Origin of the sequence: Blautia aquisgranensis (assembly GCF_040096615.1) — a bacterium.
Taxonomy (GTDB): domain Bacteria; phylum Bacillota; class Clostridia; order Lachnospirales; family Lachnospiraceae; genus Blautia_A; species Blautia_A aquisgranensis.
The window spans coordinates 98559-119409 of sequence record NZ_JBBMEJ010000006.1 but is presented as its reverse complement, the minus strand read 5'-3'; the positions used below and the strand labels follow the sequence as shown (position 1 = coordinate 119409).

The window sequence follows — 20851 nt, the reverse complement described above, 5'->3', positions numbered from 1 at the left end:
TTAATATATTCAGTTAAAAACAGGCTACAGCAAATGCTGCAGCCTGTCAACTCTTTATCCTACCCCCATAAGATAATTGTCTGTACCTTTTTATTCGTCAGCGCCGTCGACCTTACTTGCACGTGCTGCGATCTCTTTCTCCTGAATATCATTCGGAGCCTGTTCATAACGTGCAAACTCATAGGAGAAATCTCCGCTTCCGCCTGTCATGGAACGGAGCACTGTGGAATATCCATAGATCTCAAGCAATGGAACATCTGCCTCGATAATGGTATTGCCTTCATGATCTGGATTCATTCCCAGAACACGTCCACGTCTCTTGTTGAGATCGCCCATAACATCACCTGTGTATTTATCCGGAACAATCACCTTCATGGAGATGATCGGCTCAAGAAGTACAGGCGAAGCATCCATAAAGCCCTTCTTGAAGGCAAGGATCGTTGCCATCTTAAATGCCATCTCAGAGGAATCTACCGGATGATAGGATCCATCATAGAGTGTAGCTTTCACACCAACTACCGGATATGCAGCCAGAGGTCCTTTCTGAACGCATTCCTGAAGTCCTTTCTCAACAGCCGGGAAATAATTCTTCGGAACTGCACCACCCACAACTACCTGCTCAAATACATAAGGAGTGTCCAGATCACCGGATGCCTCAAAACGCATCTTAACATGACCATACTGTCCGTGTCCGCCGGACTGTTTCTTATGCTTGCCTTCTACATCGGAATTCTTGCGGATCGTCTCGCGGAACGGAACCTTCGGTTTGGAAAGCTCTACATCAACTTTGTAACGTTCTTTCAACTTGCTGACAACAATATCAAGATGCTGGTCACCCATACCATAAAGCAGGCTCTGACGGTTGGCACTGTCATTGACAACTTTAAGAGTCTTATCTTCTGTCATCATCTTGGCAAGAGACTGTGCGATCTTATCCTCATCGCCTTTCTTCACTGCCTTAAATCTCTTATATGTATATGGAGTGGAAAGCAGAGCCTTCGGATAAAGGATCGGCGTAGCCTTGGTTGCAAGGCTGTCACCCGTCTGTACACTGCCAAGCTTGGCAATGGCACCAATATCACCTGCAAAAAGCTCCGGTACTTCGATTGGCTTGGAGCCTTCCAGTACATAAAGCTTGTTCACACGCTCTTCTGTTCCCTTCTCAACATTGAGAAGTGTATCATCGGATTTCAGAACACCGGAGCATACCTTGATAAGAGAATATTTACCAAGGAACGGATCTGCTATAGTCTTCCATACATAGGCAGATTTCGTCTTGGCAAAATCATAGTTCGCCTCAAAGATCTCATTGGTTTTCTGGGCGATACCATTGCAGGAACGTCCACTCGGACTTGGGAAGTATCCACAGATATCATCCAGGAGATTGGATACGCCTCGAAGATTCACAGGAGAGCCCATGCATACAGGAACAATGCTTCCGTCCTGTACATTCGTTGCGATCGCTGCGGAAACCTCTGCTACGGAGAAAGTATCTCCCTCAAAATAGCGGTCCATAAATTCTTCACTTGTCTCTGCAACAGACTCCATCAGAGTTTCATGATATTTCTCAAGATATTCGGTAAGATAATCAGGAACCGGGCATTCTTCCTTACCGGCCTTGTCAATGTATCTTCTTCCGGCCTGTTTCACAACATTGACATAACCTACAAACTTGCCATCCTCACGGATCGGGAAATGAAGCGGAGCGATTCTCTTGCCGTAGAGCTCTGTCAGCTGTTCCACGACCTCACGATAGCTGACATCATCTACATCCATATCTGTGACAAAGATCATACGAGGAAGCTTATATTTCTCGCAGAGATTCCATGCCTTCTGTGTTCCTACCTGAACACCGGCCTTACCGGAAACAACGATGATCGCTGCATCTGCTGCACTGACTGCCTCCTCAACCTCTCCTACAAAGTCGAAGTATCCGGGAGTATCCAGCACATTCACCTTCATCTTATCCCACGGTACAGGGATCAGAGAAGTTGTGATGGAAAAATGTCTCTTTATTTCTTCCTTGTCATAATCGCTGACAGTATTGCCATCCTCAACACGTCCGAGTCTGCTGGTCATACCTGCCAGATAAGCCATTGCCTCAGCCAATGTTGTCTTGCCTGCGCCACCATGACCTAATAGGACTACATTTCTGATTCGGTCTGTTCTGAAAACGTCCATATGTAATACCTCCCTGTTTGTCTTGCTTGTTTAATATGTTCACATTTTACTAAATTTCCATGCAAATTTCAAGTATTTTATTCAATTTTGACAACTTTTTTTCAGAAAGTTTTTTAACAAACCGTCAATTCGTCGCAGTACATATGAAAAGCATCTGATTTCTTATAATTTTCCGCTATTTACCGTTTCTCAGGATGATTTCAACATTTATAGCTTCCGGTTCACGTATTTTTTTACAGACTCCACCGACCGATTCAGCACAAGCTCCTCCGGAAAATCCAGCTTCGTCAAAAGCTCTCTTGCCAGGTCAAATTCTCCGATCAGAAGATCAAAATGTGCATCACTGTCCATGATCACAGGGACCTGATATTTTTTGCAGTAATTGAGCATGATCGTATCATTCTCTACTGCGTTCTCACGGTTACAGTCTGGCTCCATGGAATGATTGTTCAGCTCCAGAACCTTGCCGTATTCTTTCGCGCCCTGTACCAGTGCCTCATAATCTACTTCATATCTTCCGTCGTCCGGATGTCCGATGATGTTAATATACGGATTCTTCATGGCATTGATATAGCTCTGGGTATTCTCCTGCCTGCTGCCTGATTTGATACACGGAACATGCAGACTTGCAACGACCACATCCATCTGTTTCAGAGTTTTTTCCTCCAGATCCACTCTGCCGTCCGCATCCAGAATATTTACCTCTGAGCCCAGCAGAAGCTGAATTCCGTATAATTCTCTGGGAACGACCTTCAGATTATTGAAATAAAATTTATGGCAGGTTCCCGGCATCTTGGGGGCATGCTCCGTAATTCCCAGAAGCTCAAGCCCTTTATCCGCTGCTGTCTTTGCCATCTCCCGAAGTGAACAGTAGGCATGTCCGCTGGCAACTGTATGTGTGTGCAGATCCATTACTGACTGGTATTTCATAATAAAAATCTCCTCTTTCTTCTTTTTGTTCATTATACTTCCGGAATCTAAGTTTTCTCAAGTATTTTTCCTTGGTATCTCTTTTCATACATTTATTGACTTTTTTGGTACTTTCTTTTACAATGGGAGATAGTTCACACTAATGATTTACATTATTAAAGAACGAAAGTAAAAAGTAACCTGAAAGGACTCTGAAGTAATATGAAAACCATAGGTTTTATCGGTCTTGGACTGATCGGCGGTTCCATCGCCAGAACCATCCGCAAATTTCATCCGGATTATCATCTGCTTGCTTTTGATACAGACCGGGATGCTCTGGCTGAGGCAGTAAGCAGTAATATCATAGACGGCGTGTGCGACATCGAAGATGAGCGTTTTTGCAACTGCGATTATATTTTTCTCTGTGCACCCGTAGAATTCAACATAGAATACATGGAAAAGATCAAGGATTCACTTGGCGATAACTGTATCCTTACAGATGTAGGAAGTGTCAAGAGTATCATCCATGAAAAGGTAACCGAACTCGGTCTCGACAGCAAATTCATCGGCGGACATCCGATGGCCGGTTCCGAGCGCAGCGGCTTTTCCAATTCCAGCGATCACCTTCTGGAAAATGCTTACTATATTATCACACCGGGCGGCGAGGCTCCCCTGGAAAGAATTTCGGATTTTACTGAAATGATCTCCTCTCTCGGTGCCATTCCGCTGGTGATCACTGCCGAAGAACACGATTTTATTACAGCCGGGGTCAGCCATCTGCCTCATATCGTAGCATCTGCGCTTGTCAACCTCGTAAATTTCCTGGACAATGATGCACAGTATATGAAGATGATCGCAGCAGGAGGGTTCCGTGATATCACTCGTATCGCATCCTCCTCTCCGATCATGTGGGAACAGATATGTCTGGAAAACCAGAAAAATATCTCCAGTGTTCTGGATGAATTTATCCGTATGCTGATTCAGATCCGCTGCTCCATCGATAACAAGGAAGCCGACAATATTTTTGATATGTTCGCAAGCTCCAAGGATTACCGTGATTCCATCGACATCATAGACAACAGTCTGATTCCACGTTCCTACGTTCTTTTCATTGATGTAGCAGATGAGGCCGGTGCGATCGCAACGATCGCAACGATCCTCGCAACGGAAAAAGTCAGCATCAAAAATATCGGTATCATTCATAACCGTGAATTCGAAGATGGTGTTCTGAAGATTGAATTTTATACAGATGATGCGCTGGAACAGGCCAGAATTCTTCTCCGCAAGCGCAACTACAAGATCTGCGAGCGCTGACAGATCTATACCAGGACGGACAGGTGTTATTTTCCGTCATTTCATAACCGGATAGCTGCTTCGCAGTTTATTCGTTAAATAAATATTACAGGCAGGTATTATCATGGAAATAAAAAAAGCAAAACGATTAAGAGGTTCTCTTGCCATCCCCGGAGATAAATCCATCTCCCATCGTGCAGTCATGTTCGGCTCTCTTGCCGAGGGAACCACACGCATCACTAATTTCCTGGAGGGAGCTGACTGTCTCTCCACCATTTCCTGTTTCCAAAAAATGGGCATTGATATCGAGAATACCAACGGCGAGATCCTTGTGCACGGAAAAGGGCTCCACGGTCTCACCGCACCCTCTGATATTCTTGACGTAGGAAACAGCGGAACCACCACACGACTGATCTCCGGTATCCTTGCAGGCCAGGATTTTTTCTCCCAGCTTACCGGCGATGCTTCCATCCAGAAACGTCCCATGAAACGAATCATGACACCGCTTTCTCAGATGGGTGCTGATATCGTAAGTGTGAGCGGAAATGACTGTGCGCCACTTCGGATCTCCGGGAAAAAGCTTCATGCCATCCACTATAATTCACCGGTAGCATCCGCTCAGGTGAAGTCCTGCGTTCTTCTTGCCGGAATGTATTCTGATGGCATCACAAGCGTAACAGAGCCGGTTCTTTCCAGAAATCATACAGAGATCATGCTGAATTATTTCGGAGCAGATGTAACATCAGAAGGAACAACTGCTTCCGTCATACCGGATCCATCCCTCTACGGACGCGAGGTTCTTGTTCCGGGAGATATTTCTTCAGCTGCATATTTTATCGCAGCAGGACTTCTTGTTCCAGACAGTGAGATCCTTCTCAAAAACGTAGGAACCAATCCGACTCGTGACGGCATTCTCCGCGTATGCAAGGCTATGGGCGCTGATATTACACTTCTTAACGAAACAACGGACGGCGAGCCTACTGCTGATCTCCTGATCCGTTCCTCTTCCCTGCACGGAACCACTGTGGAGGGTGCAATCATTCCGACCCTCATCGATGAGCTTCCGATGATCGCGGTTATGGCCGCTTTTGCAGAGGGAACTACTGTGATCCGGGATGCAAAGGAACTTCGCGTCAAGGAATCTGACCGTATCCAGGTTATGACTGAGAATCTTCAGCAAATGGGTGTCGATATCCAGGCAACGGAAGATGGTATGATCATTCACGGTGGAAAACCGCTTCACGGCGCAGAGATCGATTCCCACCTGGATCACCGTGTTGCCATGTCTTTCGCAGTTGCCGGACTTCTCTGCGACGGACCGCTTACTATTAAGAACGGAGAATGTGTCAACATCTCCTATCCGGAATTTTATTCCGATCTCTACAGCCTTGCTGAATAAAAAATCTATTTTGCCCCTTTCCAGATTTATACCATTATGGTATCATTTGTCCGAAAATAATATTTCCAGAGAGGAGCAACTATTATGAGAATTTTATTTTATGACACCAAGAACTACGATAAGGAATTTTTTGAAAAGCTGCTTCCATCCTATCCAGGTATTGAGATCAAATTCATTGAAGCAAACATTCACGAAGAGACTGCTGCTCTTGCACATGGCTATGATGCTATCTGTGCTTTTGTAAATGCAGATCTTGGTGCACCGGTGATCGAAGAGCTCCACCGTCAGGGTGTTAAGCTGATCCTGATGCGCTGTGCAGGCTATAACAATGTAGATCTGGAAACAACGGATAGATGTGGTATCCAGGTCGTGCGTGTCCCGGGTTATTCTCCAGAAGCTGTCGCAGAGCATGCCATGGCACTTGCACTGACTGCCAACCGTCATACACACAAGGCCTATATCAAATGCCGTGAAAATAATTTTGCACTGAATGGTCTTATGGGCGTAAACTTCTATCAGAAAACAGCCGGTATCATCGGTACCGGAAAAATCGGCCAGGCTATGGCAAAGATCTGCCGCGGTTTTGGCATGCGTGTGATCGCTTACGACCTGTATCCGAATAAGGATCTTGATTTTCTGGAATATGTCTCCCTAGACGAACTTCTTTCCAGCAGTGATCTGATCAGTCTGCATTGTCCTATGACACCGGAAACAAAGCATCTGATCAACTCTGATACTATTTCCAGAATGAAAGATGGTGTGATTCTTGTAAATACCTCCAGAGGCGGTCTGATCAAAACCGATGATCTGATCGCAGGTATCCGCGATCATAAGTTTTTTGCAGTCGGTCTGGATGTATATGAAGAGGAATCTGCTTACGTGTACGAAGATATGTCCGGCAACATTCTTCCGACTTCTACCATCCAGCGTCTTCTGTCCTTCCCTAATGTGACAATGACTTCTCATCAGGGATTTTTCACAGTGGAGGCGCTTACCAATATCGCCGAGACAACACTGGAAAATGCCCGTGCATTCATGAATGGCGAAGAGCTTAAAAATCGGGTTCAGTAAACAGAACAGCAGCCGGGAAACCTTTTATATCTCATCGGTTTCCCGGCTGTCATTTTAGCCGAATATTCTTTTAATAGATCTCCTCAAAAGTTTCTCCATCATCTTCTGTATAATAGACGCGTTTTCCATCCTGAGTAAAAATCATTTTCTTTTTGCCGTCTGCATCCAGTTTACATTGCTGATAGGTAACTCCATCTTCAACAGAAAGCATCTTGTCTGCATTATCATAAGTCTCTGCGCTGAGATTGGATGGTACATGACCATATTCATAAATATACTGGGCTATATCATCTTTATCCGTATAAGTGCCTTTTTCGTCCAGCTTCTTCGTCCCTGCAGTATCTTCTTCTGCATCTGCAGAACTGCTATCCGTACTGTTTTCATTCTCTTTTTCTGCTGAAGCAGTCGAATCCCCTGCTGCCTCCAGTTCGTCTCCGTCCACCATTGTCATTTCATCGTCACTGTCCTCATCCATAGCTTCCAGCTCATCCCCTGTCAGTGGTTCCAGATCCTCCTGAAATGCAGTCTCATCGTACTGTTCCTTCTCCTTGCAGCCACCCAGCACCAGCACTGCAGCTCCGCTTATTGCTAAAAGAAAAAATTTAAACTTTCTCATGAATCAATCTCCTTTCATGGCATATCGTTCTCTCAAAAGTGCAATTTCTCTTTTCCATCCCTCATCATCATTCGGTGTCTCCAGAATAAAGGGAATCCCCTCCAATGCCGGATGACACACCACTTTCACAAGCGCATCCAGTCCGATCTCGCCTTCGCCGATCTTCGCATGGCGGTCCTTATGGCTTCCCAGCCCATTCATACTGTCATTAAGATGAACTGCTTTCAAACGGGAAAGACCGATCACCCGGTCAAACTCATTCAGCACACCATCCAGATCATTCACAATATCATAGCCACCGTCCCATACATGACAGGTATCCATGCAAACACCCAGCTTGTCTTTTTTCTCTACGCGATCAATGATCTCCCTCAGCTCTTCAAAAGTCGCTCCAACCTCTGAGCCTTTTCCCGACATGGTCTCCAGAAGCACCGTTGTACTCTGCTCCTCTGTAAGAACCTCATTCAGAATTTCTGCGATCTTTATAATTCCTGTTTCCGTTCCCTGTCCTACATGACTTCCCGGATGAAAATTATAATAATTCCCCGGTGTATATTCCATACGCTTCAGATCATCCACCATGATCTCTCTGGCAAAATCTCTCAGGTTTTCTTTCGCTGCGCAGGCATTCATTGTATAAGGCGCATGTGCTACAAGTTTCCCGAAATGATTCTCCCTGGCAAGTTCAAGGAATTTCTCCACATCTGCGGGATCAATCTCTTTCGCCTTACCACCGCGTGGATTTCTGGTAAAAAATGCGAAAGTGTTTCCTCCGTTTTTTAACATCTGGCGTCCCATGGCTGAATAACCTTTGGACGAACTTGTATGATTTCCAATATATAATAGCATTTCTTTATGATCTCCCTGTAATTTTTATTTCCGACAGTCCTGCACTGACTGCTTCATTCATTATAACAAAAACTTTTTTTGCTGAAAAGTCCGGTATTCTTTCTTTACATTATTTCCAATTCTTTCTATAATAAATGTATCTTTACATATGAAGGAGAATTAGTATGTCCAACGATAATCGAAGACGGCCGCCTCATGGCCATGATCCCGAACAGGCGCGAAAGGAGGCACTTCGTGCAAGAGAAGCCAGGCAGCAGCACTCCAAACAGAATAATACCCGCCGCCAGCGCACTTCCTCCGCAGCATCCCGAAAGGAAGTTTCCGGAGCAAACCGCCGGCCCTCCTCATCTGCTCACAGCTCTGCCGCATCCCGTAAAAAAGCAATTTCCGGCACTTCCAGATACCAGCAGGTACGCCGCCAGAAGATGATGCTTGCGGGTGGCGGAATCCTGATTGTACTGCTTCTTGTTATCATTTTTTCCGCACGTGCCTGTATTTCTTCCAGAAAAGCGGCTGAAGCTGCTGCACTTCAGAAAGCTCAGGCAGAGGCCGAAGCAAAAAAGGCAAAGGAAGCTGCTGCTGAAGAGCTTCCAAAGGATCCCGTTTCTCTTACGGTCAGTGTTGTAGGTGACTGCACGCTTGGTACAGATGAGACTTTTGATTATGACACGAGTCTTAATGCCTACTACGATAACAATGGCAAGGATTATTTTTTCAAAAATGTAAAAAGCATCTTCGAGGCTGATGATCTGACCATTGCCAATTTTGAGGGAACTCTTACAGATTCCGATGCACGTGAAGACAAGACTTTTGCATTTAAAGCTCCTGCCGAGTATGCTCAGATCCTCACCAGCGGTTCTGTGGAAGCCGTAAACACCGCCAACAACCACAGCCACGATTACGGTGAACAGAGCTATACCGATACCCTGAAAGCTCTTGATGATGCAAAGATCACTCATTTCGGTTATGACGATACCGCTGTTATGGATGTGAAAGGTATCAAGGTTGGTCTTGTGGGAATTTATGAATTAAATGATCACCTGGGACGCGAGCAGCAGCTCAAGGATAATATCGCTAAGGTGAAAAAAGACGGTGCAGAGCTCATTATTGTAATCTTCCACTGGGGTAATGAAACAGAAACTGTTCCGGACTCCAATCAGATGACACTTGGCCGTCTGGCTATTGACGAGGGTGCCGACCTGGTATGTGGCCATCATCCGCATGTTCTTCAGGGAATTGAGACATACAAGGGAAAAAATATCGTTTATAGTCTCGGTAATTTCTGCTTTGGTGGAAACAGCTCTCCAAGCGATATGGATACCATGATCTTCCAGCAGATCTTTACGATCACCTCAGAAGGTGTTCAGGCAGATAATGTGACGAACATTATCCCCTGCTCTATTTCCTCTGCAGACGGCTATAATAATTACCAGCCTACTCCGACAACCGGCGATGAAGCCACCCGCATCAAGGCAAAGATCGAAGAACGCAGTGCTGCCATTCCGGCCGCGGATTCTTCATCCTCCGGTACTGACAGTTCCACTTCCGGAAGCTCTGACGGGGCTTCTGCTGATTCTGGTGCTGATATCTCAGACAGTACCTCTGAAGAAGATACCGGCAGTGAAAGCGATACTTCTTCTGAAGATTCTGCTTTTTCAGATGGTAGTGAAGAATAAATTGTTATAATAAAGCAAAAACCAGAAAAGTTCAATATTGAGAACTTTTCTGGTTTTTTAATTTATATATATTTTTTATTCGATCATCATGGCATCGCCAAAACTAAAGAACCGATACTTCTCTTTCACAGCCTCCTCATAAGCTGCCATGATATGTTCCTTACCTGCGAGTGCGGAAACCAGCATAAGAAGTGTGGATTCCGGCAGATGGAAGTTTGTGATCAATCCGTCAATGGCTTTGAACTTATATCCAGGATAGATAAAAATCTCCGTCCAGCCACTTCCGGCCTTCACAATTCCGTCCTCTCCGGTTGCCGACTCCAGTGTACGGCAGCTTGTCGTACCTACGGAAATCACCCTTCCGCCATTCTTCTTCGTGTCATTGATCAGCTTCGCCTGATCTTCTTCCACAATATAAAATTCAGAGTGCATATGATGCTTCTCTACATCATCAACCTTCACCGGGCGGAAAGTTCCAAGTCCTACATGAAGAGTTACATGGGCGATATTTACCCCCATCTCCTTCACTTTTTCAAGAAGCTCCGGAGTAAAATGCAGTCCCGCTGTAGGTGCAGCTGCAGATCCTTCATTCTTGGCATATACCGTCTGATAACGGTTCTTATCCTTCAGTTTATGGGTGATATACGGAGGCAGAGGCATCTCTCCAAGCTGATCCAGAATCTCCTCAAAAATCCCCTCATAATGAAACTGAATAAGACGGTTGCCTTCATCTACGATATCAATGATCTCGCCTTTTAAGATTCCGTCGCCAAATGTAATCTTGGCACCAGGACGCGCTTTTTTGCCCGGCTTCACAAGGCACTCCCAGATATCATTCTCCCGGCGTTTCAGAAGAAGAATCTCGATCAGAGCTCCTGTCTCCTCCTTATGACCATAAAGACGCGCAGGAATAACCTTTGTATCATTGATCACAAGGCAGTCTCCCTTATGAAGATAATCCAGTATATCTGTAAAATGACGATGCTCGATGCTTCCATCCTTCAGAGACAGATGCATCAGTCTGGAAGAACTTCTGTCCTCCAGCGGATCCTGAGCGATCAGCTCCTGCGGCAGGTCATAATAAAAATCTGATGTTTTCATAATTATTTTTCCACTTCCTCTTTCCACTGTTTGCGGAGTCTGCGGATCTCATTCCATTCCTTATTTGTCAGGTCAGCCTTTTTCAAAAGATCCGGTCTCCATTTGGCTGTGCGGATGATCGACTGTTCCCGCCGCCATTTATCCACGTTCGCATGATGTCCGGAAAGCAGCACCTCCGGAACTTTTTTTCCATGCCATTCCTCCGGGCGGCTGTACTGCGGATATTCCAGAAGATTTCCGGAAAAGGACTCTGTCTCGCCGGACTCCTGATTATTCAGAACACCTGGTACCATCCTGGAAATCGAATCCATCATCACCATAGCCGGAAGTTCCCCACCGGTAAGTACATAGTCACCAATGGAAACATAATCCGTCACGATTTCTTCCAGAACACGCTCATCAATTCCCTCGTAATGTCCGCAGAGGAATACCAGATCCTCCTCCAGTGCAAATTCCTTCGCCATATCCTGGTTGAAGGTTTTTCCCTGGGGAGTAAGAAAGATCACGCGAGGCTTCCTGCCAATACGGTTCACAATAGACTCATAGGACAGGTACACAGGCTCCGCCTGCATCAGCATTCCCGCTCCGCCACCATAAGGATAATCATCTACCTTCTGATGCTTATTAAACGCAAAATCCCGGATATTAACAGCCTCCAGTGACAAAAGTCCCTTCGCAATGGCACGGCCCGTAATACTCGTATTCATTCCGTTCTCGATCATTTCCGGAAAAAGCGTAAGTACATGATAATTCATTTAAACAAGCCCTTTCATCAAATGCACAGTCATGATATTTTCTTCCACATTGACATCGAGGATACAGTCATGGATCGCCGGAAGAAGGATTTCCTCCCCATTCACACGTTCTACCACATATACATCATTGGCACCTGTCTCCATCACATCACGGATCACTCCGAATTTCTCCCCGTTCTCCAGAAGTACATCCATTCCGATCAAGTCTGCCACATAATATTCATCCTCGCCAAGCTCCTGAGCTTCTTCACGCGGAATCCACAGGTCACGACCCTTGTACATTTCAATATCATTGATATTATCAATGCCTTCAAACTTCAGGATCGCAAGATTCTTAAAAAATTTCACATGCTGTATATTCAGTCTGCGAAGCTCTCGGCCTGTATCCAGAAGCACATATTCGATATCAAGAAAACGCTCCGCGTCATCTGTGGTCGGAAAAACCTTCACTTCACCACGAACGCCATGAGTTGTTGTAATAACTCCTACTTTTAATAAATCTTCCATTTTCGCTCCCTTTCAGAGTAAAAACAGGAGCCATGGAATCCACAGCTCCTGTCTCTTTTTTCATTGCAGAATATCTACAATCACTTTTTTGCTGCTTTTTGAAGAAGCCGCTTTTACGACGGTACGGATCGCCTTTGCGATTCTTCCCTGTCTTCCGATGACCTTACCCATATCGGCAGGTCCGACTTTCAGTTCAACAATGATAGCATCGTCTTTCTCAGTCTCTGTAACGACTACTTCATCCGGATTTTCAACAAGAGATTTTGCAATTACTTCTACAAGTTGTTTCATTACATACCTCCTTGCTCTGCCCTTACGGACCCCGCAGATCTGATCTGCCAGGTATTATTTCTCGATTCCGGCAAGTTTAAGAAGCTTAGCAACTACTTCTGTAGGCTGAGCACCAGCTGCAAGCCATTTCTTAGCTGCCTCTTCGTCAATCTTGTATACGCTTGGATCAAGGTTCGGATCGTATGTTCCGATCTCCTCGATACATCTTCCGTCACGTTTGCAGCGGGAATCTGCTACTACGATTCTATAGAAAGGTGCTTTCTTCTGTCCCATTCTTCTTAATCTGATCTTTACTGCCATTTTGTTTTCCTCCAATTATCTTTCTGAAAATTTATATTTTTTTATTTAAAAGGGAAGCTTAAAGCCGCCTCTTTTTCCCATATTCATCTTGCCGCCTGCCAGCCCCGGCATTTGTTTCATCATCTTCTTGCTCTGCTCAAACTGCTTCACAAGTCGATTCACTTCTGTGATATCCACGCCCGCACCTCTGGCAATACGGTTCTTACGTGATATGTTCAGAATATTCGGATTGCTTCTCTCCTGTGCTGTCATGGAAAGGATGATCGATTTGGTTCGATCCATTGCTTTCTCATCGATCATGCCCTCGATGTCCTTCATCTTACCGCCCATTCCAGGAAGCATGTTCAGGATTCTGGAGATACCGCCCATCTTGTTCATCTGCTCCATGCTGGTGAGATAATCGTTGAAGTCGAAATCCATCTTCTTCAGCTTCTTCTGCATCTCCTGTGCCTGCTCCTGATCCACAGAGGCTTCCACCTTCTCGATCAGACTCATCACATCGCCCATGCCAAGGATTCTGGAAGCCATACGCTCCGGATAAAACTGCTCCAGATCTGAAAGCTTCTCGCCCATACCAACATAGAAGATCGGTTTACCTGTTACTGCCTTAATGGAAAGCGCAGCTCCGCCTCGTGTATCACCATCCATCTTCGTCAGGATCACACCGTCAATACCAACCTTATCAGAAAAGTTCTGCGCTACATTTACCGCATCCTGTCCCGTCATGGCATCAACAACAAGCACTGTTGCATCCACATTCACATTCGCCTTGATGTTCTCAAGCTCCTGCATCATGTCCTCATCAATATGAAGACGACCTGCAGTATCGATCATCACAACATTCTGCTGATTGGATTTCGCATGCTCGATCGCTGCTTTCGCAATATCCACGGGATTCTGCTTATCTCCCATGGAAAAGACCTCAACGCCCTGCTTCTCACCATTTACCTGCAACTGTGTGATCGCTGCGGGACGGTAAACATCACAGGCCACAAGCAGTGGTCTCTTTCCCTTGGATTTCAGCTTGCCGGCAAGCTTGGCAACTGTTGTTGTCTTACCTGCACCCTGAAGACCAACCATCATAAGAACAGTAAGGTCATTACCCTGTTTAATCGGAAGCTCTGTTGTCTCACTTCCCATCAGGTTTACCAGCTCGTCATTAACGATCTTGATAACCATCTGTCCCGGATTCAGTCCGTTCATAACATCCTGTCCGATGGCCTTTTCCTGAACGGATTTCGTAAACTGCTTAACGACCTTGAAGTTAACATCGGCTTCAAGAAGCGCCATCTTAACTTCCTTGAGCGCAACCTTGACATCGGCCTCAGTCAGACGTCCCTTGCCCTTAAGCTTCTTAAATACATTCTGCAGTTTATCTGTTAAACTCTCAAATGCCATTGATCATAACTCCTCTAATATCACTTTGGAAATCGCCGCAATATCTTCGGCGTGGTAGTTACCTGCCAGTTCATGAATCTCCATGACCTGACTGCGGATGTTCAGGAATTTCTCGACCAGATGGAGCTTCTCCTCGTATTCTTCCAACGTCCGATTGCACCGTCTGATCATATCATGCACACCCTGTCTGCTGATGCCAAGTTCCTCGGCAACCTCACTTAAGGAATAATCCTCAAACACAACACTGGTGTACACCTGTCGCTGCCTCTCTGTCAGAAGCTCTCCATAAAAATCAAATAAAAAAGTCTGCTCTACAAATTTCTCCATCTGTAATCACCTTGGCTATCATACACGATTCCGCCATGCCTGTCAAGCGTTTTTGCTTTACAAAATATTTTTTTTGAAAAAAATCTGCAAAAAAGCCGGAAAAATCACCTGGCAGCACCTGATTTCCGGCTGCCACTGATCTTTCCGACCTGTTTTATTTCTGTTTCTTCTTATTATATAGGGTTATTAACATTTACCCTTGTTTCTAGTCAGAAGAGTTCTTTTGTCATCTTATCGATTTCTTTGTCTACAGCCTCGTAAACTCCCGGGATGCAGGAGAAGTTAAGACCATGCGTGGTACATGGAATAAAATGAAGCTTGCCACAGTCTCTGCACAGCTGATCTGTAGCTTCCTCGATCATTTCCTGTGTCCAGTTGAAGCGGTCTACCTTACCATTATCAATACCACCCATAAATGTGATGTCCTTGCCGTATTCTTTGATCAGCTTCGGAAGATCATTTACAGACATACATCCCTGCCATACATCGATTCCCATCTCAATCATCGTCGGAACCAGTGTTGCGCTGTAACTGTCATTATGATGGATGATCAGCTCTACACCATGATCGTGATAGTAACCATAAATACGTTTGTAGGAATCCAGGAAAAATTCACGGAACATATCTACACTGATGAATGTGGAATTCTGCGTTCCCCAGTCGTCATGATGGAAAATAACATCCGGTTTCATATAAGTACAGATCTGCTCGGCCCATTTCAGCTCCCACTCTGTAATGTACTCGATCAGCTCATGCATTGCTTCCGGCTCTTCATAAAAATTCATCATGGTATTCTGAATCTCGCAGAGGTAATGGCACATTTCAAAAACTCCCGGTGCGATCAGAGCTGCAACCATTGTCTCATTACGGTCGATTCCCGCAATTGTCTCCTGGCATGGTTTCCAGTCCTCTGCTGTATAATTGACATCCGGTGCTTTTACATATTTCTTCCATTCAGTTACATCTGGGCATACCAGATGTTCCGGGTCATGAAGCGGAAAAGCTCCCGGAGTTCCTGCAGGCCAGGAATTGTAATAGCCCCATCCGCATTTAACAGTAGATGCTCCCGGTCCCTCGGGCATCATCGGATATTCCAGCTGATACGGTGTATTCAGGACAAAAGTCAGTCCTTCATACTGTTTTACAAAACGGTCTGGATTTCCACCACGGATTACTTCCATCATATTCTGTCTTTTTGTCAACATAAAAAACACCTCCGCTACTTTATAATGCAGGAAAGCCTTTTTTCTCCGCACCTGTTTTGCTACACCCCATGAAAAGGCTTATTTCTGCACTTGTTTTTTCTTTATGATTCTATTATACTGAAAATCAGAAGAATCACAATTCATCATAATATGGTGATTATTTGTATATTTTCCTACAAAATATAGGAAGGAGGATTTCTATTGAAGCTCAGTGCTAAGCTAATCTGCTATCATCTGCAGAAATCTTTTCCCATACATACCTCAAGACTGGATGTTTCCCCCGTTCTTTCCTGCCCTGTCTGCTATGAGAGGCAGGTTCCACTTAAGGATGGAAGAATCTATCTTGTCACGGATCCTGACTTTCAGTTAACCTTCCGTCACCCGAAGAACATTCTTTTTCTGATGGTTGGAACCGAATACCGGAATTCCGGTCTTTCCCAGCCCAATATGTGTATTATCCCGGAGGATATCCCTGCCAACACAGTTCTCAACAGGCTGCAGGAAATTTTTCTTCTGTATGACCAGTGGAACCAGTCTCTTATGGATTCCCGGCTCAGAAACGCCTCCATACAGGAACTTCTGGATCTGACAGACTGTATCATACCGAATCCCATGATGCTGATCGGCATGGATTTCACGATCATCGCTTCCCGGAGCTGGCCGCTCGACGGTCTTTCAAACTCCGTACTGGGCTCCAGTGAAGCTTCCTGGACCCTGGTAGACAGTCTGAAACAGGATCCCAATTATGAGGATGCTTTTTATAAAACAGGCTACTTCTACTATCCAGGAAATGGTATTTCTGTTCCGGCTCTCTGTGTGAATATTTCCAATAACGACAAAGCCGTATACCGGCTGATGTTTTCTACGGGGGAGGCACCACTGGATGACACCTTTGGATTTATCCTGGAATATCTTTCCCAGATGGTGTCCCATGCGCTCTCCACAGGTATCATGCACAACCGGGACAAAGCCTTTCCGCTGCATCAGATCTTTATCTCGATCCTCACAGATCCAGGTGCAGACTATGTAAAGATCAGCCAGCAGCTGACCAATGTCGGATGGCTTTCCTCCCATATGTATCTGTGTATTCTGGTACAGACCGGGCTTATTGATCAGAAAAATCTGACGCTTAATGCCATCTGCAATTACCTTGAAAATACAATTCCAGCAAGCTGTGCGACCGAATATAAGGGAAATGCCATTCTTTTTATCAATCTCGACCTTTGTACCATGACCGTTCATGAGATTTCCGATAAAATCGAGGGGTTCATCAAAAGCAGCATGCTGAGTGCCGGATACAGCCGGAAAATGCTGGGACATTTTAATTTTCACAGACAGTACATCCAGGCCTCCGTTGCTCTCCAGGTCGGCAAACGCAAAAATCCTGCCGAAAGCATTCATCACTTTAATACCATTGCTCTGCCCTACATTCTGGAGCAGGCTACCCGAAAACTGCCAGCCTACATGGTCTGTCACGAAAAGCTACTGGCCATGAAATACAAGGACGAAGCCGGTCAGTCACATCTCTACGATACCCTGCGCTGTCTTCTGGAACACAACCAGAATATTGCTCATACTGCCAACGCACTGTTCATCCACCGGACAACGCTGCTTTACCGTCTGGATAAAATCAAGGCTTTTCTGGATTCTGACCTTACTGACCGGGATGAAATCTTATATCTGCTGCTTTCTTTTCATCTGATGGATATGGAAAGCGAAAATCGAGGCAACACGCCTTCAAAAAACTGACAAAAAAGTCCCCATCTACTGTTTTAATTGCAATAAGCAGTTAATGGGGACTTTTTTCAATATCAGAATATTACAAGCCACTCCTGTCTGATACTATTTTTCTTCTGTTTCATTCAGAACAGATGTACAGTGCGGACAGCGTGTAGCTTCTATATCAATCTCACTCTTACAGAACGGACATACCTTGGTAGTCGGTGCCGCTTCTTCTTCCTTCTTCGCACCAATAGCCATGTCCATGACATTGCCACGCAGTGCAAACGCCTTGAATTCCTCAAGAAATTTTTTCGTATGTAGTTCCTCCCTCTTTTTATTATCTTCCCAGCTGCCAGAATGCAACCGCACTGGCCGCTGCGACATTCAGTGAATCCACCCCATGCGCCATAGGAATACAAACTGTATAATCACAATCTGCGATTGTCTCCGTGGCAAGTCCATCTCCTTCTGTTCCCAGAACGATCGCCAGCTTCTCCTCCGAAAGAAGCTTCGGATCATCAATATCCACAGAATCTTCTCTCAGCGCCATGGCAGCTGTCTTAAATCCCATCTCCTGAATCTTGCAGATCCCATCAGTTTTCCAGTCTGTCTTTTCGTCAAAAAAAGTCCACGGAATCTGAAAAACAGTTCCCATGCTGACCCGGATCGCACGGCGATACAATGGATTGCTGCAGCCCGGCGTCAGAAGCACCGCATCCATTCCAAGAGCTGCCGCAGAACGGAAGATTGCTCCTATATTCGTAGGATTTACCACATTCTCCAGAACCGCGATCCTGTGAGCATTTTTGCATACTTCATCGATTCCCGGAAGCAAAGGTCTTCTCATAGCGCAAAGCATTCCTCTTGTAAGCTTAAAACCTGTCAGCTGCGTCAGCACATCAAACTCCGCTGTGTAAACCGGTATTTCTCCGCATCGCCGAATCAGTTCCCGTGCCTCTCCCTCGATATGCTTATGTTCTACCAGAAAAGAAATCGCTTCACATCCCGCATCCAGTGCCCGTTCGATCACCTTCGGACTCTCCGCGATAAAGATTCCTTTCTCCGGCTCCGCCCGATTCAGAAGCTGTACTTCGGAAATTCTGGCATACACGTCCAGCTCCGGCGCATTAAAATCTGTGATTTCTATAATATTTGACATAAATAAATTCTCCTGACACTACTACTTTCTTGAATTGGAATATCGTATCTCTTAATCATTGAATCAATATATTTCCAGAAAGTATTTTACCAGATTTTTGGTCTGAAAGACACTGTAAATCGAAAAAAATGAGGCAGATAAAAATCCGCCTCATAACTCATCTTATTCAACTTCCTCAGGCTCCATGCTGAGCATATGACCTTCCTGCTTGCCAAGGTCATATTTCTGGCTGTATTCATTAAAATAGGAATAATACTCTGTACTGTTTGTCGGATAGATCTTGGAATCGTGAATGTGCATATCAGAACTCTCCTCACTACTCTTCACAAGTGCTACCATTGCACTTGCACAATGTGTTGCAATACGGCAGAAGCTGTTCAGGATATCACTGAATACTGTTCCCTCTTCCAGACCACATTTGCCCTGGCTGAGACGCTCTACATGACTCATCTTCAGCATATCGCAAAGACCAGTGATCACGGCTCCGAGAGGTGCTACTCTCTGTGCCAGTTCCTTATCATCCTTCATAAATGCATTACAGGTCATATTGATCTCTTCACGAACAGCCTCCATGACAATATTCAGCTCATCCCACGCTTCCTGAGAGAAATTCGTGTGATTATCATGCATCTCGCTGGACATATGCGCAATATAAGAAGCATGATCACCGATACGCTCAAAGTCACTGATCGTATGCAGATACAGGGAAGCCTGTCTTGTCTGTGCAGTATTCATCTCACGTTTCGTAAGCTGAATCAGATATTCACCAAGACGGCTCTCGTATTTATCGATCAGATCCTCCTTGCGCTGTACCTTATCGTATTTGTCCTGCTGATAGTCATTCAGAAGATTCATGGCTCTGTTGACATTTTTGCGAAGCTTCTTGGACATACCGTTCATAACACGGTGGCACTGTGCAATGGCAAGAGCCGGATAATTCAGAAGGCGCTCCTCAAGAAGATCAAAATCAGCCTCATCCTCAAGATCCTCCTTGTTATCCTTAACAAGCCAGCATACCAGCTTCTCGATCTTCGGAATAAACGGGAACAGTACGATAACGGTTGCCAGACGGAACACTGTGTTCAGAAGTGCGATTGCTACCGGTGTCATGGTCATATCCATAAAGGAAAAATGTACGAACGCATTCACAGTATAGAAGATCACAGACCACAGGATCAGACCGAACAGGTCATTGATCAGATATACAAGTGCTGTTCTCTTACCATTCTTATTAGCTCCGATCGCAGAGATCAGGACCGGACAGGCTGCACCAACACCGATACCAAGGACGATTGGAAATGCACTTGCAAAAGTCAGGATTCCGGTTACGGAAAGAGCCTGCAGCACACCAACTGTCGCAGAAGCACTCTGCAGTACTGCTGTAAAAGCAATACCAACCAGGATACCTGCGATCGGGTTGGAAAACATCGTCAGCATCTTGATAAATACCGGGCTCTCCCGCAGCGGAGAAACCGCACCACTCATCATCTGCATACCAGTCATCAGAATGGCAAAACCAAGCATGATATTTCCTACATTCTTATGTAAGGTACGCTTACAGAACATACGGAAAATAATACCAACTACAGCCACAACAGCAGAAATCGTTGCTGTGGAAAGAATACTTGCGATTCCGTTGGATCCCTCAATATAGGAAAGACATAAGATCCAGCCTGTGATACTGGTTCCAATATTGGCTCCCATGATAATACCGATTGCCTGTTTCAGCTTCATCATACCAGAGTTTACGAAACCGATTACCATAACGGTCGTCGCAGAGGACGACTGAATCACACTGGTAACACCTGTACCAAGTGCGACACCTTTCAGCGGAGTATTGGTCATCTTGTAAAGAAAAGCTTCCAGCTTGTTACCTGCTGCCAGCTTCAGACCATCGCCCATCAGGGACATTCCGAAAAGAAATAATGATACTCCACATAACAAAGATAAGATCATTGAAAAAATCGCCATAATTTTCTCCTTTGTCATACTCGCATCCTGCCATGATCGGTCAGGAGCAGTGTTCTCCTGAAAATGTCATTTTACATTTTCTTAACCTGGATTTTTCTTATTTTTAACATTTTCCTATTTA

The 20851-nt window shown here is 45.2% G+C and carries 21 protein-coding genes; 5 read left to right on the top strand and 16 right to left on the bottom strand.

Annotated features, from left to right (window positions below; all coding sequences use genetic code 11):
* Positions 1-90 precede the first annotated feature (90 nt).
* Positions 91-2181, bottom strand: a complete 2091-nt coding sequence (locus tag WMO28_RS06760) for an elongation factor G (protein WP_349056473.1) — start codon at positions 2179-2181, stop codon at positions 91-93.
* A 207-nt stretch (positions 2182-2388) separates the two neighbouring features.
* A complete protein-coding gene (locus tag WMO28_RS06755) occupies positions 2389-3111 on the bottom strand; it encodes a phosphatase (RefSeq protein ID WP_349056472.1) in 723 nt (240 codons plus the stop codon).
* Between the two features lie 201 nt (positions 3112-3312).
* Here WMO28_RS06755 and WMO28_RS06750 point away from each other — a divergent pair, with 201 nt between their 5' ends.
* The 3 genes from WMO28_RS06750 to WMO28_RS06740 all read left to right on the top strand — a co-directional run bounded on the left by WMO28_RS06750 (position 3313) and on the right by WMO28_RS06740 (position 6853).
* Positions 3313-4404 (top strand): prephenate dehydrogenase, encoded by a 1092-nt coding sequence (locus WMO28_RS06750; RefSeq protein ID WP_349056471.1) that lies wholly within the window; start codon positions 3313-3315, stop codon positions 4402-4404.
* A 103-nt stretch (positions 4405-4507) separates the two neighbouring features.
* Positions 4508-5782, top strand: coding sequence for a 3-phosphoshikimate 1-carboxyvinyltransferase (gene aroA / locus WMO28_RS06745; protein WP_349056469.1), 1275 nt, complete (start codon positions 4508-4510; stop codon positions 5780-5782).
* Between the two features lie 84 nt (positions 5783-5866).
* Complete coding sequence (locus WMO28_RS06740; protein WP_178644938.1) at positions 5867-6853, top strand: NAD(P)-dependent oxidoreductase; 987 nt, start codon at positions 5867-5869, stop codon at positions 6851-6853.
* 70 nt (positions 6854-6923) lie between these two features.
* On the opposite strand, the gene WMO28_RS06735 is transcribed toward WMO28_RS06740, so the two are convergent.
* Positions 6924-7469, bottom strand: coding sequence for a hypothetical protein (locus tag WMO28_RS06735; protein WP_349056468.1), 546 nt, complete (start codon positions 7467-7469; stop codon positions 6924-6926).
* Between the two features lie 3 nt (positions 7470-7472).
* Entirely contained in the window at positions 7473-8318 is an 846-nt protein-coding gene (locus WMO28_RS06730) for a deoxyribonuclease IV (protein WP_178644934.1), read from the bottom strand.
* 425 nt (positions 8319-8743) lie between these two features.
* Between WMO28_RS06730 and WMO28_RS06725 the strand changes: the two genes are divergently transcribed.
* A complete protein-coding gene (locus WMO28_RS06725; RefSeq protein WP_435376054.1) occupies positions 8744-9994 on the top strand; it encodes a CapA family protein in 1251 nt (416 codons plus the stop codon).
* A gap of 75 nt (positions 9995-10069) precedes the next feature.
* On the opposite strand, the gene queA is transcribed toward WMO28_RS06725, so the two are convergent.
* The 9 genes from queA to WMO28_RS06680 all read right to left on the bottom strand — a co-directional run bounded on the left by queA (position 10070) and on the right by WMO28_RS06680 (position 15878).
* Positions 10070-11095, bottom strand: a complete 1026-nt coding sequence (gene queA, locus WMO28_RS06720; RefSeq protein ID WP_349056466.1) for a tRNA preQ1(34) S-adenosylmethionine ribosyltransferase-isomerase QueA — start codon at positions 11093-11095, stop codon at positions 10070-10072.
* A 2-nt stretch (positions 11096-11097) separates the two neighbouring features.
* A complete protein-coding gene (trmD, locus tag WMO28_RS06715; protein ID WP_349056465.1) occupies positions 11098-11850 on the bottom strand; it encodes a tRNA (guanosine(37)-N1)-methyltransferase TrmD in 753 nt (250 codons plus the stop codon).
* Positions 11851-12357: a ribosome maturation factor RimM gene (gene rimM / locus WMO28_RS06710; RefSeq protein WP_349056464.1), complete on the bottom strand. Its 507-nt coding sequence runs from the start codon at positions 12355-12357 to the stop codon at positions 11851-11853.
* 60 nt (positions 12358-12417) lie between these two features.
* Entirely contained in the window at positions 12418-12648 is a 231-nt protein-coding gene (locus WMO28_RS06705) for a KH domain-containing protein (RefSeq protein WP_349056463.1), read from the bottom strand.
* A 54-nt stretch (positions 12649-12702) separates the two neighbouring features.
* On the bottom strand, positions 12703-12948 hold the full coding sequence (rpsP, locus tag WMO28_RS06700; RefSeq protein ID WP_349056462.1) for a 30S ribosomal protein S16: 246 nt from the start codon (positions 12946-12948) through the stop codon (positions 12703-12705).
* Between the two features lie 45 nt (positions 12949-12993).
* Positions 12994-14346 carry a signal recognition particle protein gene (gene ffh, locus WMO28_RS06695; RefSeq protein WP_349056461.1) on the bottom strand — a complete coding sequence of 451 codons (1353 nt, stop codon included), beginning with the start codon at positions 14344-14346 and terminating at the stop codon, positions 12994-12996.
* 3 nt (positions 14347-14349) lie between these two features.
* Entirely contained in the window at positions 14350-14673 is a 324-nt protein-coding gene (ylxM, locus tag WMO28_RS06690) for a YlxM family DNA-binding protein (protein WP_226843841.1), read from the bottom strand.
* Positions 14639-14809, bottom strand: coding sequence for a hypothetical protein (locus tag WMO28_RS06685; RefSeq protein ID WP_349056460.1), 171 nt, complete (start codon positions 14807-14809; stop codon positions 14639-14641). The genes ylxM and WMO28_RS06685 overlap by 35 nt, the downstream gene beginning before the upstream one ends.
* 73 nt (positions 14810-14882) lie before the next feature.
* Entirely contained in the window at positions 14883-15878 is a 996-nt protein-coding gene (locus WMO28_RS06680) for a uroporphyrinogen decarboxylase family protein (protein WP_349056459.1), read from the bottom strand.
* Positions 15879-16079: 201 nt separating this feature from the next.
* Between WMO28_RS06680 and WMO28_RS06675 the strand changes: the two genes are divergently transcribed.
* Complete coding sequence (locus tag WMO28_RS06675) at positions 16080-17627, top strand: PucR family transcriptional regulator (RefSeq protein WP_349056458.1); 1548 nt, start codon at positions 16080-16082, stop codon at positions 17625-17627.
* A 93-nt stretch (positions 17628-17720) separates the two neighbouring features.
* Here the strand turns inward: WMO28_RS06675 and WMO28_RS06670 are convergent, their stop codons facing one another.
* The 3 genes from WMO28_RS06670 to WMO28_RS06660 all read right to left on the bottom strand — a co-directional run bounded on the left by WMO28_RS06670 (position 17721) and on the right by WMO28_RS06660 (position 20730).
* The gene (locus WMO28_RS06670; RefSeq protein ID WP_349056457.1) at positions 17721-17984 is read right to left on the bottom strand and encodes a hypothetical protein; all 264 of its coding nucleotides are present in this window, start codon (positions 17982-17984) and stop codon (positions 17721-17723) included.
* The gene (locus WMO28_RS06665; protein ID WP_349056456.1) at positions 17938-18759 is read right to left on the bottom strand and encodes a TrmH family RNA methyltransferase; all 822 of its coding nucleotides are present in this window, start codon (positions 18757-18759) and stop codon (positions 17938-17940) included. Before WMO28_RS06665 ends, WMO28_RS06670 begins: the two co-directional genes overlap by 47 nt.
* A 162-nt stretch (positions 18760-18921) precedes the next feature.
* Positions 18922-20730, bottom strand: a complete 1809-nt coding sequence (locus WMO28_RS06660; RefSeq protein WP_349056455.1) for a Na/Pi cotransporter family protein — start codon at positions 20728-20730, stop codon at positions 18922-18924.
* Positions 20731-20851: the final 121 nt, after the last annotated feature.

What these genes read in the sequence shown, in the direction of transcription:
- WMO28_RS06760 (WP_349056473.1), bottom strand. Translation starts at nt 2,181, where the DNA reads ATGGACGTTTTCAGAACAGACCGAATCAGAAATGTAGTCCTATTAGGT.
- WMO28_RS06755 (WP_349056472.1), bottom strand. Translation starts at nt 3,111, where the DNA reads ATGAAATACCAGTCAGTAATGGATCTGCACACACATACAGTTGCCAGC.
- WMO28_RS06750 (WP_349056471.1), top strand. Translation starts at nt 3,313, where the DNA reads ATGAAAACCATAGGTTTTATCGGTCTTGGACTGATCGGCGGTTCCATC.
- aroA (WP_349056469.1), top strand. Translation starts at nt 4,508, where the DNA reads ATGGAAATAAAAAAAGCAAAACGATTAAGAGGTTCTCTTGCCATCCCC.
- WMO28_RS06740 (WP_178644938.1), top strand. Translation starts at nt 5,867, where the DNA reads ATGAGAATTTTATTTTATGACACCAAGAACTACGATAAGGAATTTTTT.
- WMO28_RS06735 (WP_349056468.1), bottom strand. Translation starts at nt 7,469, where the DNA reads ATGAGAAAGTTTAAATTTTTTCTTTTAGCAATAAGCGGAGCTGCAGTG.
- WMO28_RS06730 (WP_178644934.1), bottom strand. Translation starts at nt 8,318, where the DNA reads ATGCTATTATATATTGGAAATCATACAAGTTCGTCCAAAGGTTATTCA.
- WMO28_RS06725 (WP_435376054.1), top strand. Translation starts at nt 8,744, where the DNA reads ATGATGCTTGCGGGTGGCGGAATCCTGATTGTACTGCTTCTTGTTATC.
- queA (WP_349056466.1), bottom strand. Translation starts at nt 11,095, where the DNA reads ATGAAAACATCAGATTTTTATTATGACCTGCCGCAGGAGCTGATCGCT.
- trmD (WP_349056465.1), bottom strand. Translation starts at nt 11,850, where the DNA reads ATGAATTATCATGTACTTACGCTTTTTCCGGAAATGATCGAGAACGGA.
- rimM (WP_349056464.1), bottom strand. Translation starts at nt 12,357, where the DNA reads ATGGAAGATTTATTAAAAGTAGGAGTTATTACAACAACTCATGGCGTT.
- WMO28_RS06705 (WP_349056463.1), bottom strand. Translation starts at nt 12,648, where the DNA reads ATGAAACAACTTGTAGAAGTAATTGCAAAATCTCTTGTTGAAAATCCG.
- rpsP (WP_349056462.1), bottom strand. Translation starts at nt 12,948, where the DNA reads ATGGCAGTAAAGATCAGATTAAGAAGAATGGGACAGAAGAAAGCACCT.
- ffh (WP_349056461.1), bottom strand. Translation starts at nt 14,346, where the DNA reads ATGGCATTTGAGAGTTTAACAGATAAACTGCAGAATGTATTTAAGAAG.
- ylxM (WP_226843841.1), bottom strand. Translation starts at nt 14,673, where the DNA reads ATGGAGAAATTTGTAGAGCAGACTTTTTTATTTGATTTTTATGGAGAG.
- WMO28_RS06680 (WP_349056459.1), bottom strand. Translation starts at nt 15,878, where the DNA reads ATGTTGACAAAAAGACAGAATATGATGGAAGTAATCCGTGGTGGAAAT.
- WMO28_RS06670 (WP_349056457.1), bottom strand. Translation starts at nt 17,984, where the DNA reads ATGTCGCAGCGGCCAGTGCGGTTGCATTCTGGCAGCTGGGAAGATAAT.
- WMO28_RS06665 (WP_349056456.1), bottom strand. Translation starts at nt 18,759, where the DNA reads ATGTCAAATATTATAGAAATCACAGATTTTAATGCGCCGGAGCTGGAC.
- WMO28_RS06660 (WP_349056455.1), bottom strand. Translation starts at nt 20,730, where the DNA reads ATGGCGATTTTTTCAATGATCTTATCTTTGTTATGTGGAGTATCATTA.